We start from the raw sequence: 13,401 nt of genomic DNA on the forward strand, positions 1-13,401 counted from the left end.
GGGCACCTACCGGGTAGTCGCCGGCGCCCCGGCGGTAGGTACCGACCGTTGGTCGGTACTTCCCACCCACCGTTCGACCTCCCCGTCTGCGAAGGGCCCCAGCTTCTGCTTGACGATCTTCCCCTCCGCACCCACCAGCACCGTGAATGGCAGCAGACCCTGGGCGTTGCCCAAGCGCACGCTGGCGTCATCCGGCGCAGGCTGCTCGATCACGATAGGGTAGGTCACCGGCACGCGGTCAAGAAAATCGCGTACGCCGTCCGGCGTATCGATGGCCAAGCCCACCACCTGCACGCCATCGGCAGGCTGTGCAGCGGCAAACGTGGCCAGCATGGGCATCTCTTCCACGCACGGCCCGCACCAGCTGGCCCACACGTTGATCAGCAACGGGCGGCCCGCGAAGCCGGCGAAATCCACCGGCGTGCCATCCACGTCCGGCAGGATGATCGCCGGCATCGCATCGCCCGGTCTGGCCGGCACCGCGGCAGGGCGGTCCACGGCGGCAAAGCGCGTCGTCTCCGGCGCGCGTGTGAAGTAATACGCGCCCGTCCCCATGCCCAGCACCGCAGCGACCGCCGCCACAACCATCAGCGAGGTGCGGGGCGGCGACGTGCTCATCGCGCGGTGCGCAGCAGCGCTTCCTCGACCAGCGCCTGGGTCAGCACGGTCGGCAGCACGGTGGGCGGCGCGCCCGGGCCATACACCACGTACAGCGGCACGCCCACCGCCTTGTGCTCGTCCAGGAACGCCGTGATTTCCTCATCGACGTTGGTGTAATCGCCGCGCATGTACACCGCGTTGGTACGACGCAGCGTTTCCTCGAAGGCATGGGTTCCGAGCACCGCGCGCTCGTTGGCCTTGCAGGTCACGCACCAGTCGGCGGTCATGTTGACGAAAACCACCCGGTTGTCCTGGCGCAGGCGGTCGAGCATCTGCGGCGAGTAGGCGACCACGTTGTCGGCGCTGGCCACTGCCACCTTGCCCGGCGCGTCGATGCGGGTCACCGCCCACACCGGTACCAGCGCACCCAGCAGCAGCACCAGGGCCAATGCCGCGCTGACCCGGTGGCTGCGCCAGCGGCTGCGCTCGAACCACCACAGCGCCAGGCCCACCACCACCAGCCCGGCGAGCACCAGCGCCATCGCGTCCACGCCGCGCTGCTTGCCCAGCACCCACAGCAGCCACAGGGCGGTGCCGTACATCGGGAACGCCAGCACCTGCTTCAGCGTTTCCATCCAGGCACCCGGTCGCGGCAGGCGACTGGCCAGCGACGGCACGAAGCCGATCAACAGGAACGGCAACGCCAAGCCCAGGCCCAGCACCAGGAACACCAGCATCGCCGGCAGCGCAGGCGCGGTGAACGCATAGGCCAACGGCGCGCCCATGAACGGTGCCACGCACGGACTGGCCACCACGCAGGCGAGAACGCCGGTGAAGAAATCGCCGACCGGCCCGCTGCGCGAGGCCAGCGACTGGCCCACGCCGCCCAGGCTGCCGCCCAGGGTGAACACACCCGACAGGCTCAGGCCGACGGTGAACATCAGGTACACCAGCGCGGCGATGAACCACGGGTGCTGCAGTTGGAACCCCCACCCGGCGGCCTGGCCGGCCGCACGCAGCGCCAGCACCAGCGCACCGATCGCCGCAAAAGCCACCAGCACGCCGGCGGTGTACCAGAGGGCATGGCTGCGCGCACGCTGCCGGCTTTCCCCGCTCTGTGCCACGCCCAGCACCTTCAGCGACAGGATCGGCAGCACGCACGGCATCAGGTTGAGCACCAGGCCGCCGGCCAGCGCCAGCAGCAGCGCCGCGACCAGGGTAGTCGGCGCCGCGCCGCTGCTGCCCGGCGGACGGGTGCGCTGCGCGTTGTCGCCGCTGGCGTCGGGCGCAGCGGCCTGCGCCGTGTCCATGCCCGGCTCGTTCGGGCGGATCAGCATCGGCTGGGTGGCGATACCCGAGGCGTCGCGCGCCTGCGCGCGCTTCTCGCGGGACACCAGCGGCGCGATCACGTCACTGCGCCGGGCTGCATCGTCGGCGCTCGCGTTGATCTTGCCGGCCGGCAGCGCCAGCTTCACCCGGCGGGTCATCGGCGGATAGCAGATGCCGTCGGTCTGGCAGCCCTGGAAGGTGATCACCAGCGTGGCATCGGTGGCATCGGCCACGCTGCGGCGCAATGGCAGTTTGACGTCGGTCTGGTCGAAGTACACCGACACATCGCCGAAGTGTTCATCCCGATGCGCCTTGGCCGTTGGCCAGCGCGGCGTGTCGGCATGGATGCCGGGCGCGCCTTCCAGCTTCAGCGAGGTGCGGTCGCGGTACAGGTAGTAGCCGCGCGCCGGGCTGAAGCGCAGCAGCAGCGTGTTGCCGTCGCCGACGATGGCCTCGAAGCCGAACGCACGCTCGGACGGCAGCGGCAGCGACGCCGTGTTGGCAGCGCCGGGCAGGCGCAGGCCGGCGCCGGCGTCTGCACCGGACAGCGGGGCGGTAAAGGGCGACGTCGCCGCGCCGCCGAAGGCGGGGGTGACCGCGCTCTCGCCGCCCGCACCGCCGCCGGGCAGTTTCACCTGCAGGCTGCGCTTCTGCGGGGGATAGCACACGCCCGCATCGGCGCAGCCCTGGTAACGCACTTCCAGGGTGACCGTACCGGCATCGTCGGCGGCCTTGCCGGGCAGTACCGCCACCAGGCGCTCGCGATAGGTTTCCACCTCGCCGAAGAAATCGTCGTGGTGTTTTTCGCCCGCCGGCATCTGCAGCGCCTGCGCGCTGAACGCAGCGTCGGTCTTGACCGTGGTGCGGTGGCGATAGAGGTAATAGCCTGGTGCGATCTTCCAGCTGATCTGGAGTGTGTCGCGGTCGCGTGCCTGTGCGCTCAGGGCAAAGGCCTCATCCACCGGCAGCAGGTCTTTTTCGCTGACGGCAAGCGCCGGCAGGGACACCACGAACAGCGCGCACAGCGCGGCAAAGCGACCAGACAGCGTCATCAATCGTTTTCCTCTCGGGTCTGGGCCCGAATCCAATCCAGGTAGGCCGGCAGGCCAGCGCGGGTTTCGACCGCGATGCACTCGGGGAGTTCATACGGGTGCAGCACCTGCACGCGGGCGATGGCCGCATCCAGGCGGCTGCCGGTGGTCTTGATCACCAGTTGGACCTCGTGGTCTTCGGTGACCTCGCCCTGCCAGCGATAGGTCGAGTGCGCCCCGTCCAGCCGCGTCACGCACGCGGCCAGGCGTTCTTCCACCAGCGCCTGCGCCAGCCGCGCGGCGGTGGCGGTGTCGGGGCAGGTGGTGAAAAGCATGAATACGGAATCGGGGGTCGACATGACCGCCGAGTATAGAGATCGCAGACTGTCGATGCCGGCCGGTTCCGATGGAAACCGGCCGGATGGCGCGAACCCCGGTGGCGCCGGCGGGTGGCCGGCGCCCCGGATGACCGTAGCCCCGGCCGTTGGCCGGACCCCGGGATCCCTCAGTTCGCCAACTCGCAGGTCGCCGGCTTGGCCGACGTGAACAGCGCCGGGGTGGCCCATTCCGGGTGGTCGATGAACGGGTTGCGATTCCCCTGGAAGCTGAAAACCACCTCGTTCCGGGCCTTTTCGGCCGCACTCGGCGGGTCGGCCAGGTGCCAGTCGATCAGCGTGGAGAGCAGGCCCATGTAGGCCGGCGAGGACGAGGTCTTGACGATCCGGCTGCGGTCGTCGGTCAGCTCCAGGTCCGGTTCGGACTGCCCCGTGGCCGCATCCTTGCCGCCCTCATAACGGATCGCCATGTACATCACCGCACGCGCCATGTCGCCCTTGCGCTGGCCCCACACTTCGAAGGTGCCGGTATTGCCGTCCGGGCTGCGTACCCAGTTCGAGTTGCCCGGGTACCCACCGCTGCCACCGCCCTGGCCGTTGTTGTTTTCGGTGGCGCGCTCGCCGCAGCTGGCGTCGCATTTCGCGAACGGCTTGTTGCCCCGGTCGGCGTTCCACTGGGTGTCGGACAAATACAGCATGTGCGTATCGGTGTAGGGCGCATACGGCAGGCCCTTGTCGCCGGTGGTGCTGGCAAAGCCCAGCGAGTTCGGCCAGGTGTGCTCGCGGTTGTAGGTCAGGCCGCTGCCGGTGCCCGCGCGGTCGCTGACCTTGGCGTAGCTGCGGTTGCGGTAGGCGTCCAGGATCCTGCCGCTGTTGTTGGGATCCTCGTCGGCGATCTCCAGGATGGTCCAGGTGCTGGTGCCGGAGCCGCTGTAGGGGTAGGCGGTGTGGCCCTTGATGGTGGCGTGCAGCGAGCAGCGCAGCTGGCTGGGGCTGGAGGTGTTCACCTTCGAGTAGTAACTCCCCGGGTCCGGGTCGGGACCCGGATCGCCGCCACCGGCGGCGGCCACGTTGAACGCGATGCGGGTGTCGGCGGCCGGGCGGGCGCCCTGCGCGTCCTTGATCCGGGCCGCACGGATGTCGAACCGGCAGGCCTCGCCGGCGACCAGCGCGGTGTTGGTGGACAGGGTGAAGGTGGTGCCGCTGCCGGCATGGGTCAGCGGCACGCTGCCGGACTGGCCGCAGCTGAGCACGAAGGCACCGCTGCTGGCGGTGACGTTCTCGCTGAAGGTCACCGCCAGGTCGGCCGCGGCCGGGAACGTGGTGGCGCCCTGCTCCGGGGTGGTGGTGCGCACCGAGGGCGGCGTGTTCGGTCCGGTGCCGCCACCGCTGCCGCTGAAGGTCTGGCCGTGGTTGCAGGCGCCGAAGGTCTGCGCGGCGGATGCGGCCCAGGTGAAGTGGGCGTACTGGCTGCCGCTGCCGGTGAGCTGCAGCGAGGTGCCAGGCGCGGTGCTGTTGGTTTCGCTGACCGGGATGTTCTGGCTGGTCAGTCCGGCGGCCGGGCCCGCGGCGGCGGTGACGGTGCCTTCGTAACTGATGAACTGGACCACCTTGCCGCTGCCATCGACCAGCGCGATGCCGTCGTTGGCGCCGTTCTGCAGGCCATTGGTGGGGTAGGTGACCGTGGCGATGCGGGCGCTGCCGCAGCCGGCCGCGGTGCCGGCCGGCACCGGGTTGCTGGCATACACCGTGGCGGCCGACGGCGTGCTGCCGTTGTACAGGTAGAGCGTATAGCCGGCGAGGTCTTCGCCGCCGGTGGCGACCACTTCGATTGCTTCGCCGACGTCCCCGGCCGGGGTGCTGTCGTCGTAATGCAGTTCATTGATGAATACGTCAGCCCGGGCCGGGCTGACCGCCAGCGCCAGCAGGCACCCCAGGGACAGTGGTGTGAGCAACCGCATCTACGTCTCCTTGTGATTGGGTTTTGCCGAGCAAATCTAGCTAATCCATATGACACATCTATCGATATGTCCGGTTGGACACGCCACACTGAGACGGGCGTCAAGATTTCGGCCAAAGACGCCTCCGCTACCCGGCATGGATGGGAATTTCCGGCTACCCCCTTGAAAGGGCGGGGCAGGCCACCATCTCTGCCCTGTCCCGCACTGCGGGTTTTTTCGCGAGCGATGCTGGCAGTCACCCTGCGTGAGTGCTAACATCGCCGGAATTTTTCAGACCAATCAATAACTTAAGAGGTCCCACATGAGCATCAAGCCGCTTCACGACCGCGTTGTGGTCAAGCCGATCGAAGCCGACGAAATTTCCGCCGGCGGCATCGTCATTCCGGACTCGGCCAAGGAAAAGTCGACCAAGGGTGAAGTCGTGGCCGTGGGCCCGGGCAAGCCGCTGGACAACGGCAACGTGCGCCAGCCGTCGCTGAAGGTCGGTGACAAGGTCATCTACGGCCAGTACGCCGGCAGCAGCTACAAGAGCGAAGGCGTGGAATACAAGGTCCTGCGCGAAGACGACATCCTCGCCATCATCGGCTGAGACGGCGTCGCTCGTTCAGCCGGGCCCGGCCCGGCTCTACTCATCCCCTATTGATTCAGCCACGCATGGCGTGGCTCTACAGAAAAGGTAATCGCAATGGCTGCCAAGGAAATTCGTTTCGGTGAAGACGCCCGTTCGCGCATGGTGCGCGGCGTCAACGTTCTCGCCAATGCCGTCAAGGCCACCCTGGGCCCGAAGGGCCGCAACGTCGTGCTCGAGAAGAGCTTCGGCGCCCCGACCATCACCAAGGACGGCGTGTCCGTCGCCAAGGAAATCGAACTGTCCGACAAGTTCGAGAACATGGGCGCGCAGATGGTGAAGGAAGTCGCCTCGCGTACCAACGACGACGCCGGCGACGGCACCACCACCGCCACCGTGCTGGCCCAGGCCCTGATCCGCGAAGGCGCCAAGGCCGTCGCCGCCGGCATGAACCCGATGGACCTCAAGCGCGGTATCGACAAGGCCGTCGTGGCGGCCGTCGCCGAGCTGAAGAACATCTCCAAGCCCACCGCTGACGACAAGGCCATTGCCCAGGTCGGCACGATCTCGGCCAACTCGGACGAGTCGATCGGCAACATCATCGCCGAAGCGATGAAGGAAGTCGGCAAGGAAGGCGTGATCACCGTTGAAGAAGGCTCGGGCCTGGAAAACGAGCTGGACGTGGTCAAGGGCATGCAGTTCGACCGCGGCTACCTGTCCCCGTACTTCATCAACAACCAGCAGTCGCAGACCGCCGACCTGGATGACCCGTACATCCTGCTGCACGACAAGAAGATCTCCAACGTGCGCGACCTGCTGCCGGTGCTGGAAGGCGTCGCCAAGGCCGGCAAGCCGCTGCTGATCGTGGCCGAGGAAGTCGAAGGCGAAGCGCTGGCCACCCTGGTGGTCAACACCATCCGTGGCATCGTCAAGGTCGTGGCGGTCAAGGCCCCGGGCTTCGGTGACCGTCGCAAGGCGATGCTGGAAGACATGGCCGTGCTGACCGGTGGCACCGTGATCTCCGAAGAGATCGGCCTGTCGCTGGAGAAGGCCACCATCAACGACCTGGGCCGCGCCAAGAAGGTGCAGGTTTCCAAGGAAAACACCACGATCATCGACGGCCTGGGCGACAAGGCAGCCGTGGAATCGCGCGTGGCCCGCATCAAGACCCAGATCGAAGACACCTCGTCCGACTACGACCGTGAAAAGCTGCAGGAACGCGTGGCCAAGCTGGCCGGCGGTGTTGCCGTGATCAAGGTCGGTGCCTCGACCGAAATCGAAATGAAGGAAAAGAAGGACCGCGTCGACGACGCCCTGCACGCTACCCGTGCAGCGGTCGAAGAAGGCGTGGTGCCGGGCGGCGGCGTTGCCCTGGTCCGTGCGGTCACCGCGCTGGCTGGCCTGAAGGGCGCCAACGAAGACCAGAACCACGGCATCCAGATCGCCCTGCGCGCGATGGAAGCGCCGCTGCGTGAAATCGTCGCCAATGCCGGCGAAGAGCCGTCCGTGATCGTGAACAAGGTCAAGGAAGGCACCGGTAGCTACGGCTACAACGCCGCCAACGGCGAGTTCGGCGACATGCTGGAGTTCGGCATCCTGGACCCGACCAAGGTGACCCGTTCGGCCCTGCAGAACGCGGCCTCCATCGCCGGCCTGATGATCACCACCGAAGCGATGGTGGCTGAAGCGCCGAAGAAGGACGAGCCGGCCATGGGCGGCGGTGGCATGGGCGGCATGGGTGGCATGGGCGGCATGGACTTCTAAGGTCCGTCGCTGCACCGGCCGGTACCGACCCTCGAGGTCGGTACGCATCCCGGAAAAACCCCGCCGCGAGGCGGGGTTTTTTGTTGCCCGGTGGACGGCCTGCCGCTAGGCTCAGCGCATGCCTACCTCCCTGATCGTCGTGGACGACTTCCTTGCACCCGCCGACGCGCGCGGCCTGCGCGATGCCGCATTGCGATTGACCTACCCGGAACAGGACGGCGCATTTCCCGGGCGCAATTCGGTCGAGCGCCTGGAGATCGACGGCCTTTCCGAAGCGGCGTCGCGGCTGGTCAACGAACCGCTGCGGCCGATATCGCCGCTGCATTCGCACGGCAAGTTCCGCATCACCCTGGCCAGTGACGTGGGGCGCGCCGGGGTGCACGTCGACCGCTCGCACTGGTCGGGCATCCTTTACCTGAGCGCGGACGAAGACTGCCAGGGCGGCACGGAGTTCTTCCGCCACCGCCGCACCGGCACCGAACGCCTGGCACTCGATGCTGCCGAGCTGGCCCGGCATGGCTACGCCGACCGCGCGTCCATGCATCGCGACATCATCGAGCGCGACAGCGCCGACGAAGCGCAGTGGGAGATGACCATGCGGGTTCCGATGCGTTTCAACCGCCTGGTGCTGCTGCGGCCGTGGCTCTGGCACACCGCGGGTCCAGCCTTCGGTGATCGCATGGAAAACGGGCGGCTGGTGTACCTGATGTTCTTCGAAGTGGCCTGAGCGCGTCGCCGCAGTTGCGAATGAAACAGTTGGCAGTCCCCAGACCCTGTGATATCAATAGCCTCAATGAACGCACGCCCCGCCAATGCCTACTTTTGGTATTACTTTCCGAAGCCACCGGCGGAGGAAGGCATGCGCTCACCCTGAAGAAACCTTCAGACGCATTCCCGAAAGCCGCCAGCGCACCTGGCGGCTTTTTTGTTGCCGCCGCGCTGGGGACCCCCATTCCAAAGGAGTTTTCCCCCATGCCCCCCCACACCGACGACCTCCGCATCCGCAAGATCGAACCGTTGACGCCGCCGGCCCAGTTGCTGGCCATGCTGCCCTGCGACGATCAAGCGTCCGCCACGGTCTCCGCCTCGCGCGCAGCACTGCACGAGATCCTGCATGGTCGCGACGACCGCCTGGCGGTGGTGATCGGGCCGTGCTCGATCCATGACCCGGTGGCCGCGATCGAATACGCGCAGCGCCTGAAACCGCTGCGCGACGCTTACGCTGGCGAGCTGGAGATCATCATGCGCGTGTACTTCGAAAAGCCGCGCACCACGGTCGGCTGGAAGGGGCTGATCAACGACCCGGACCTGGACGGCAGCTTCCAGATCAACAAGGGCCTGCGCATCGCCCGCGGCCTGCTGCGCGACATCAACAAGCTTGGCCTGCCGGCCGGCGTGGAGTTCCTGGACGTGATCTCGCCGCAGTACATCGCCGACCTCGTGGCCTGGGGCGCGATTGGTGCGCGCACCACCGAAAGCCAGGTGCACCGCGAACTGGCATCGGGGCTGTCGTGCCCGGTCGGGTTCAAGAATGGCACCGACGGCAACATCAAGATCGCCGCCGATGCAGTGGGCGCGGCGTCCAACCCGCACCACTTCCTGTCGGTGACCAAGCAGGGCGATACGGCCATCGTCGCCACCGCCGGCAACCCGGACTGCCACGTCATCCTGCGCGGCGGCAAGGTACCCAACTTCGACGCGCCCAGCGTGGATGCGGCCAGCCAGACCCTGGCCAAGGCGAAATTGCCCGCGCGGTTGATGATCGACGCCAGCCACGCCAACAGCAGCAAGAACCCCGAAAACCAGCCCCTGGTGATCGCCGACATCAACGCGCAGCTGGCTGCGGGTGAAGAGCGGATCGTGGGTGTGATGGTGGAAAGCCACCTCGTTGCCGGCCGCCAGGACCTGGTGGAAGGCCAGCCGCTGGTCTACGGGCAGAGCATCACCGATGGCTGCATCGGCTGGGACAGTTCGCTCGCCGTGCTCGAGTCGCTGGCCGAGGCGGTACGTGCGCGGCGCGCGCGTCGTGTGGCGGAAGCCGCCTGAGCTGCTGGGCCGGTCGCACGCCGGCCCAGCGACAGGCACTGTCTAAGGTATTCCGGAACTTATTCAAATAAATCAATTGGATGCCTTGATTGTCGCGCGCCAGACTTCACTCCTTCGTTGAATCCACCAGGAGTGTATGTACAATGTATGCACAACCCACTACCGTGCGAGTGCTCCCCATGGGAACCGCCAGCAAAGTCATCAATTTCAGGGCGCCGGCCGACAAGCAGGACCTGATCGATCGCGCCGTGGAGATCAGCGGGGTCAACCGCACGGAATTCATCCTCGATGCGGCCTGCGACAAGGCCCGCGAAGTGCTGGCGGACCAGACCCGGTTCGCGCTGGACGCAGAGCAGTTGCAGCGCTTCAACGCGCTGCTGGATTCACCGCTGGAAGAAAACGCAGCGCTGCGCCGCCTGTTGAGCACGCCCGCACCCTGGGAGCGGTAAGTCCTTGCGTCTTGCCGCGCCCGTTCCGCTGCACGCCGGTCTGTCGGTCGATGACTTCCGCTGCAGCGCGCCGGCCCTGGAAAAATGGTTGCGTGAACGCGCGCATGCCAACCAGGCATCCGGCGCATCACGATGCTTCGTCGCCTGCAACGAGCACCATCGCGTGATCGGCTACTACGCGTTGTCAGCCGGTTCGATGACGCATGAAGCGGCCCCCGGCCGACTTCGCCGCAACATGCCCGATCCCATCCCGGTCATCGTCCTGGGGCGTCTGGCGGTGCATGCGGACTGGACGGCACAAGGCATCGGCAAGGGATTGCTGAAGGACGCGGTGCTGCGCGCCTTGCAGGCGTGGGACCAGGTCGGGGCGCGTGCATTGCTCTGCCACGCCATCGACGCATCTGCGAGGACGTTCTACCTGAAACACGGGTTCGTCGTTTCGCCTGCCCATCCCATGACGGTGATGCTGCCCCTGTCGATGGGCAGTTGAGTCTGCGGCGGTGCCTCAATGCACCTCGTCGCGATACACGAACTTCGGCATTTCCCACTTGAAGTGGATCGCCAGCAGGCGGAACGCGAAGCCGCCACCGAGACACCACAGCGTGGCCGCATTGAGCGACATGCCAAGCTCGAGCAGGCCCAGCCACGCCGCGCCGGTGAGCAGGGTGATCACCGCATAGAGTTCCTTCTGGAAGATCAGCGGCACTTCGTTGCACAGTACGTCACGCAGCACGCCGCCGAACGCACCGGTCAGCATGCCGGCGATCAACACGATCGGCACCGAATGCCCGCCATCGCGCGCCACCGCACAGCCGATCAGGGTGAAGCAGATCAGGCCCAGGCCATCGAGCACCAGGAAGGTACGGCGGAAATGGTGCATCCAACGCGCCACCCACGTGGCGATCAGCGCCGCGCAGATGGTGAAGCCCAGGTACTCGGGATGCTTCACCCAGCCCAGTGGGTAGTGGCCCAGCACGATGTCGCGCAGTGACCCGCCGCCCAGCGCGGTCACGCAGGCGATGATGACCACGCCGAACAGGTCCATGCGCCGCCGCCCGGCGGACAGGGCGCCGGTCATGGCTTCGGCGGAAATGGCGATCAGGTAGATGATGGACAGCAGCATGCGGCAGCTCCGGGTGGGGCAGGCGGGGACGGAAACGCGCACGCACCGCGGCAGCGCCGAAGCACTGTCATGGGGTGGGAATCCGTTGCCGCTCCCGCTGTCCTTTTGCCTGAGAGTTCGGTGGCAAAGCCACGTGCCCCTTCGGCGGGTCATTGAAGACCTCTCTCCAGATCGGCGTGTTGGATGCATGGTTGGTGGGCTATCGGACCACCGGCATGAGCGATTATGGGAGCCTGCGCCTTCGGCGGGCGCCAGCGCGGCGCCTCTCTCCTGCATCCGGGGTCGATTCTAGCAGCCGGCAGCACCGAGCCGGTGGATAATGCCGGTATGCCCGCTGAACCCACCCCCTGGTTTGTATACCTGCTCGAATGCCGCAACGGCAGCTATTACGCCGGCATCAGCAATGACGTGGAGGCCCGTTTCCAGGCCCATCTGTGCGGCAAGGGCGCGCGCTACACCCGCGCCAACCCGCCGGTGAAACTGTTGGCCATGCGCGCCTATCCCGACCGCTCGGCAGCCTCCAGGGCCGAATGCGAGCTCAAACGCCAGCCGCGCGCACGCAAGCTGGCCTGGCTGCAGCAACCTCTCCCATGACCGACATCGATCGGGCCAAGGCGCGCGCAATGATCGGCAAGACGGTCCTCGCCGGCATCACTTACCTCGACGTCGACGGAAACGCACTGGAACATCGCCAGATGGCGGGCGACGTACTACGCATCAATGCCGAGGAAGGCGTCGTACTGGCCAGCGCTGTCGACGGCGAGGAACTCTTCCTGCCGCCGACACTGGACCACTACGCTGCGGCGGCACCGGGCGACTACACGTTGCGCTCGATCGCGCTGACCATCAGCGACCCGGATTTCCTGTGCACGTGGGACGTTCACCTCGCTCCCGGCAACGATCCCTGATCGGACGGCTTCGGCCGCCGGTCCTCCCGGTCGTCGCCAAAGATGATCCGCGCGCTGCGCTGGTAGCTCCAGTACGCCACCGCCCAGTTGAGCAGCACCACGATGCGGTTGCGGAAGCCGATCAGGAAGAACACGTGCGCGGCCAGCCAGAACCACCAGGCCAGCACACCCGACAACTGCAGGCGCCCCAAATGCACGATGGCAGCCATGCGCCCGATCGTGGCCAGGTTGCCGAAGTCCTGGTATCTGAAAGGTCCGGGCGCGGGCTTGCCGTCCAGGCGCGCGCGGATGATCGTGGCCACGTGTTTGCCCATCTGCTTGGCGGCCGGGGCCACGCCAGGGACCGGCTTGCCGTCGACCTGGCTGATCGCGGCAAGATCGCCCGCAACGAAGATCTCGGGATGGTCGGCCAGCGTGAGGTCCGGCTGCACCGGCACACGTCCAGCGCGGTCCAGCGGTACCTCCAGGGTGCGCGCCAGCGGCGATGCCGCCACGCCCGCTGCCCACACCACAGTGCGTGCCGGAACGAACTGCTCTCCCAGCTGGAAACCCTCGCTGTCGATGTCGCTCACCGCCGTGCCGGTCAGCACCTCGACACCCAGCTTCTCCAACTGTCGCCGCGCTTTCAGCGACAGCACTTCGGGGAAGCTGGACAACACCCGCGGACCTGCCTCCACCAGCCGCACCTTGGCGCTGGCCGGATCGATGTGCCGGAACTCGTTGCGCAGTGTGTGCCGCGCGATCTCGGCCAGCGTCCCCGCCAGTTCCACGCCGGTGGGGCCGCCACCGACCACCGCGAAGCTGAGCCAGGCCGCCTTGCGCGCCGGATCCGGTTCGGCCTCGGCGCGCTCGAACGCCAGCAGCAGCTTGCGGCGCAGTGCGATGGCGTCATCGAGGGTCTTCAGGCCGGGCGCGTCGGCGGCCCATTCGTCGTGCCCGAAATAGGCATGGGTGGCGCCGGTGCACAGCATCAGCATGTCGTAGCCGAGCTGGCTGCCGTCGGCCAGGGTGATCTGGCGACGTGCCTTGTCGATGGACGTCACCTCGCCCAACCGCACTTCGACGTTGCGCTGGTCGCCAAGGATGTGGCGCAGCGGCGCGGCGATATCGGGTGCGGACAGGCCGGCGGTGGCCACCTGGTACAGCAGGGGCTGGAACAGATGGTGGTTGCGACGGTCCACCAATGTAATTCGTACGCGCGCGCCGGCGAGCGCTCGGGTGGCCCAGAGGCCGGCGAAACCACCACCGATGACGACCAGGTGGGGCAGGGGATCGCGGGTCATGCAA

At 67.0% G+C, this 13,401-nt stretch carries 14 protein-coding genes and 1 riboswitch; of the genes, 8 read left to right on the forward strand and 6 right to left on the reverse strand.

Translation table 11 applies throughout. The features are described from left to right. Nucleotides 1-6: 6 nt before the first annotated feature. The 4 genes from FSZ13_RS08035 to FSZ13_RS08050 form a co-directional block, all read right to left on the reverse strand. Entirely contained in the window at nt 7-618 is a 612-nt protein-coding gene (locus FSZ13_RS08035; RefSeq protein ID WP_145479021.1) for a TlpA family protein disulfide reductase, read from the reverse strand. Beyond that, nucleotides 615-2,981 carry a protein-disulfide reductase DsbD domain-containing protein gene (locus tag FSZ13_RS08040; RefSeq protein WP_186308875.1) on the reverse strand — a complete coding sequence of 789 codons (2,367 nt, stop codon included), beginning with the start codon at nt 2,979-2,981 and terminating at the stop codon, nt 615-617. Before FSZ13_RS08040 ends, FSZ13_RS08035 begins: the two co-directional genes overlap by 4 nt. Next, nucleotides 2,981-3,319 (reverse strand): divalent-cation tolerance protein CutA, encoded by a 339-nt coding sequence (gene cutA / locus FSZ13_RS08045; protein WP_145479023.1) that lies wholly within the window; start codon nt 3,317-3,319, stop codon nt 2,981-2,983. Before cutA ends, FSZ13_RS08040 begins: the two co-directional genes overlap by 1 nt. A gap of 146 nt (nt 3,320-3,465) precedes the next feature. Beyond that, nucleotides 3,466-5,256: an endonuclease gene (locus tag FSZ13_RS08050; protein ID WP_145479024.1), complete on the reverse strand. Its 1,791-nt coding sequence runs from the start codon at nt 5,254-5,256 to the stop codon at nt 3,466-3,468. A gap of 301 nt (nt 5,257-5,557) precedes the next feature. Here FSZ13_RS08050 and FSZ13_RS08055 point away from each other — a divergent pair, with 301 nt between their 5' ends. From FSZ13_RS08055 to FSZ13_RS08080, 6 genes are all read left to right on the forward strand, one after another. Next, on the forward strand, nt 5,558-5,845 hold the full coding sequence (locus FSZ13_RS08055) for a co-chaperone GroES (RefSeq protein ID WP_145479025.1): 288 nt from the start codon (nt 5,558-5,560) through the stop codon (nt 5,843-5,845). A 96-nt stretch (nt 5,846-5,941) separates the two neighbouring features. After that, nucleotides 5,942-7,588 (forward strand): chaperonin GroEL, encoded by a 1,647-nt coding sequence (gene groL, locus FSZ13_RS08060; RefSeq protein ID WP_145479026.1) that lies wholly within the window; start codon nt 5,942-5,944, stop codon nt 7,586-7,588. 118 nt (nt 7,589-7,706) lie between these two features. Further along, entirely contained in the window at nt 7,707-8,315 is a 609-nt protein-coding gene (locus FSZ13_RS08065; RefSeq protein WP_145479027.1) for a DUF6445 family protein, read from the forward strand. Nucleotides 8,316-8,560: 245 nt separating this feature from the next. Beyond that, a complete protein-coding gene (locus tag FSZ13_RS08070; protein WP_145479028.1) occupies nt 8,561-9,634 on the forward strand; it encodes a 3-deoxy-7-phosphoheptulonate synthase in 1,074 nt (357 codons plus the stop codon). Nucleotides 9,635-9,813: 179 nt separating this feature from the next. Beyond that, nucleotides 9,814-10,083, forward strand: coding sequence for a DUF1778 domain-containing protein (locus FSZ13_RS08075; RefSeq protein ID WP_145479029.1), 270 nt, complete (start codon nt 9,814-9,816; stop codon nt 10,081-10,083). 4 nt (nt 10,084-10,087) lie between these two features. Further along, nucleotides 10,088-10,573, forward strand: coding sequence for a GNAT family N-acetyltransferase (locus FSZ13_RS08080; protein ID WP_145479030.1), 486 nt, complete (start codon nt 10,088-10,090; stop codon nt 10,571-10,573). A gap of 15 nt (nt 10,574-10,588) precedes the next feature. On the opposite strand, the gene FSZ13_RS08085 is transcribed toward FSZ13_RS08080, so the two are convergent. Further along, nucleotides 10,589-11,206 (reverse strand): trimeric intracellular cation channel family protein, encoded by a 618-nt coding sequence (locus FSZ13_RS08085; protein ID WP_145479031.1) that lies wholly within the window; start codon nt 11,204-11,206, stop codon nt 10,589-10,591. An 89-nt stretch (nt 11,207-11,295) separates the two neighbouring features. Continuing rightward, nucleotides 11,296-11,386: riboswitch (glycine riboswitch) on the reverse strand. A gap of 147 nt (nt 11,387-11,533) precedes the next feature. Here FSZ13_RS08085 and FSZ13_RS08090 point away from each other — a divergent pair. Both FSZ13_RS08090 and FSZ13_RS08095 read left to right on the forward strand, forming a co-directional pair. Then, nucleotides 11,534-11,800: a GIY-YIG nuclease family protein gene (locus tag FSZ13_RS08090; RefSeq protein WP_145479032.1), complete on the forward strand. Its 267-nt coding sequence runs from the start codon at nt 11,534-11,536 to the stop codon at nt 11,798-11,800. Then, nucleotides 11,797-12,114, forward strand: coding sequence for a hypothetical protein (locus tag FSZ13_RS08095; RefSeq protein ID WP_145479033.1), 318 nt, complete (start codon nt 11,797-11,799; stop codon nt 12,112-12,114). The genes FSZ13_RS08090 and FSZ13_RS08095 overlap by 4 nt, the downstream gene beginning before the upstream one ends. On the opposite strand, the gene FSZ13_RS08100 is transcribed toward FSZ13_RS08095, so the two are convergent. After that, entirely contained in the window at nt 12,087-13,397 is a 1,311-nt protein-coding gene (locus FSZ13_RS08100; RefSeq protein WP_145479034.1) for an NAD(P)/FAD-dependent oxidoreductase, read from the reverse strand. The two genes, FSZ13_RS08095 and FSZ13_RS08100, sit on opposite strands and share 28 nt — an antisense overlap. Nucleotides 13,398-13,401 lie beyond the last annotated feature (4 nt).

The sequence above is a fragment of the Stenotrophomonas rhizophila genome (assembly GCF_007667275.1).
Taxonomy (GTDB): domain Bacteria; phylum Pseudomonadota; class Gammaproteobacteria; order Xanthomonadales; family Xanthomonadaceae; genus Stenotrophomonas; species Stenotrophomonas maltophilia_AE.

What these genes read in the sequence shown, in the direction of transcription:
- FSZ13_RS08065 (WP_145479027.1), top strand. Translation starts at nt 7,707, where the DNA reads ATGCCTACCTCCCTGATCGTCGTGGACGACTTCCTTGCACCCGCCGAC.
- groL (WP_145479026.1), top strand. Translation starts at nt 5,942, where the DNA reads ATGGCTGCCAAGGAAATTCGTTTCGGTGAAGACGCCCGTTCGCGCATG.
- FSZ13_RS08055 (WP_145479025.1), top strand. Translation starts at nt 5,558, where the DNA reads ATGAGCATCAAGCCGCTTCACGACCGCGTTGTGGTCAAGCCGATCGAA.
- FSZ13_RS08090 (WP_145479032.1), top strand. Translation starts at nt 11,534, where the DNA reads ATGCCCGCTGAACCCACCCCCTGGTTTGTATACCTGCTCGAATGCCGC.
- FSZ13_RS08040 (WP_186308875.1), bottom strand. Translation starts at nt 2,981, where the DNA reads ATGACGCTGTCTGGTCGCTTTGCCGCGCTGTGCGCGCTGTTCGTGGTG.
- FSZ13_RS08100 (WP_145479034.1), bottom strand. Translation starts at nt 13,397, where the DNA reads ATGACCCGCGATCCCCTGCCCCACCTGGTCGTCATCGGTGGTGGTTTC.
- FSZ13_RS08035 (WP_145479021.1), bottom strand. Translation starts at nt 618, where the DNA reads ATGAGCACGTCGCCGCCCCGCACCTCGCTGATGGTTGTGGCGGCGGTC.
- FSZ13_RS08095 (WP_145479033.1), top strand. Translation starts at nt 11,797, where the DNA reads ATGACCGACATCGATCGGGCCAAGGCGCGCGCAATGATCGGCAAGACG.
- FSZ13_RS08075 (WP_145479029.1), top strand. Translation starts at nt 9,814, where the DNA reads ATGGGAACCGCCAGCAAAGTCATCAATTTCAGGGCGCCGGCCGACAAG.
- cutA (WP_145479023.1), bottom strand. Translation starts at nt 3,319, where the DNA reads ATGTCGACCCCCGATTCCGTATTCATGCTTTTCACCACCTGCCCCGAC.
- FSZ13_RS08050 (WP_145479024.1), bottom strand. Translation starts at nt 5,256, where the DNA reads ATGCGGTTGCTCACACCACTGTCCCTGGGGTGCCTGCTGGCGCTGGCG.
- FSZ13_RS08070 (WP_145479028.1), top strand. Translation starts at nt 8,561, where the DNA reads ATGCCCCCCCACACCGACGACCTCCGCATCCGCAAGATCGAACCGTTG.
- FSZ13_RS08085 (WP_145479031.1), bottom strand. Translation starts at nt 11,206, where the DNA reads ATGCTGCTGTCCATCATCTACCTGATCGCCATTTCCGCCGAAGCCATG.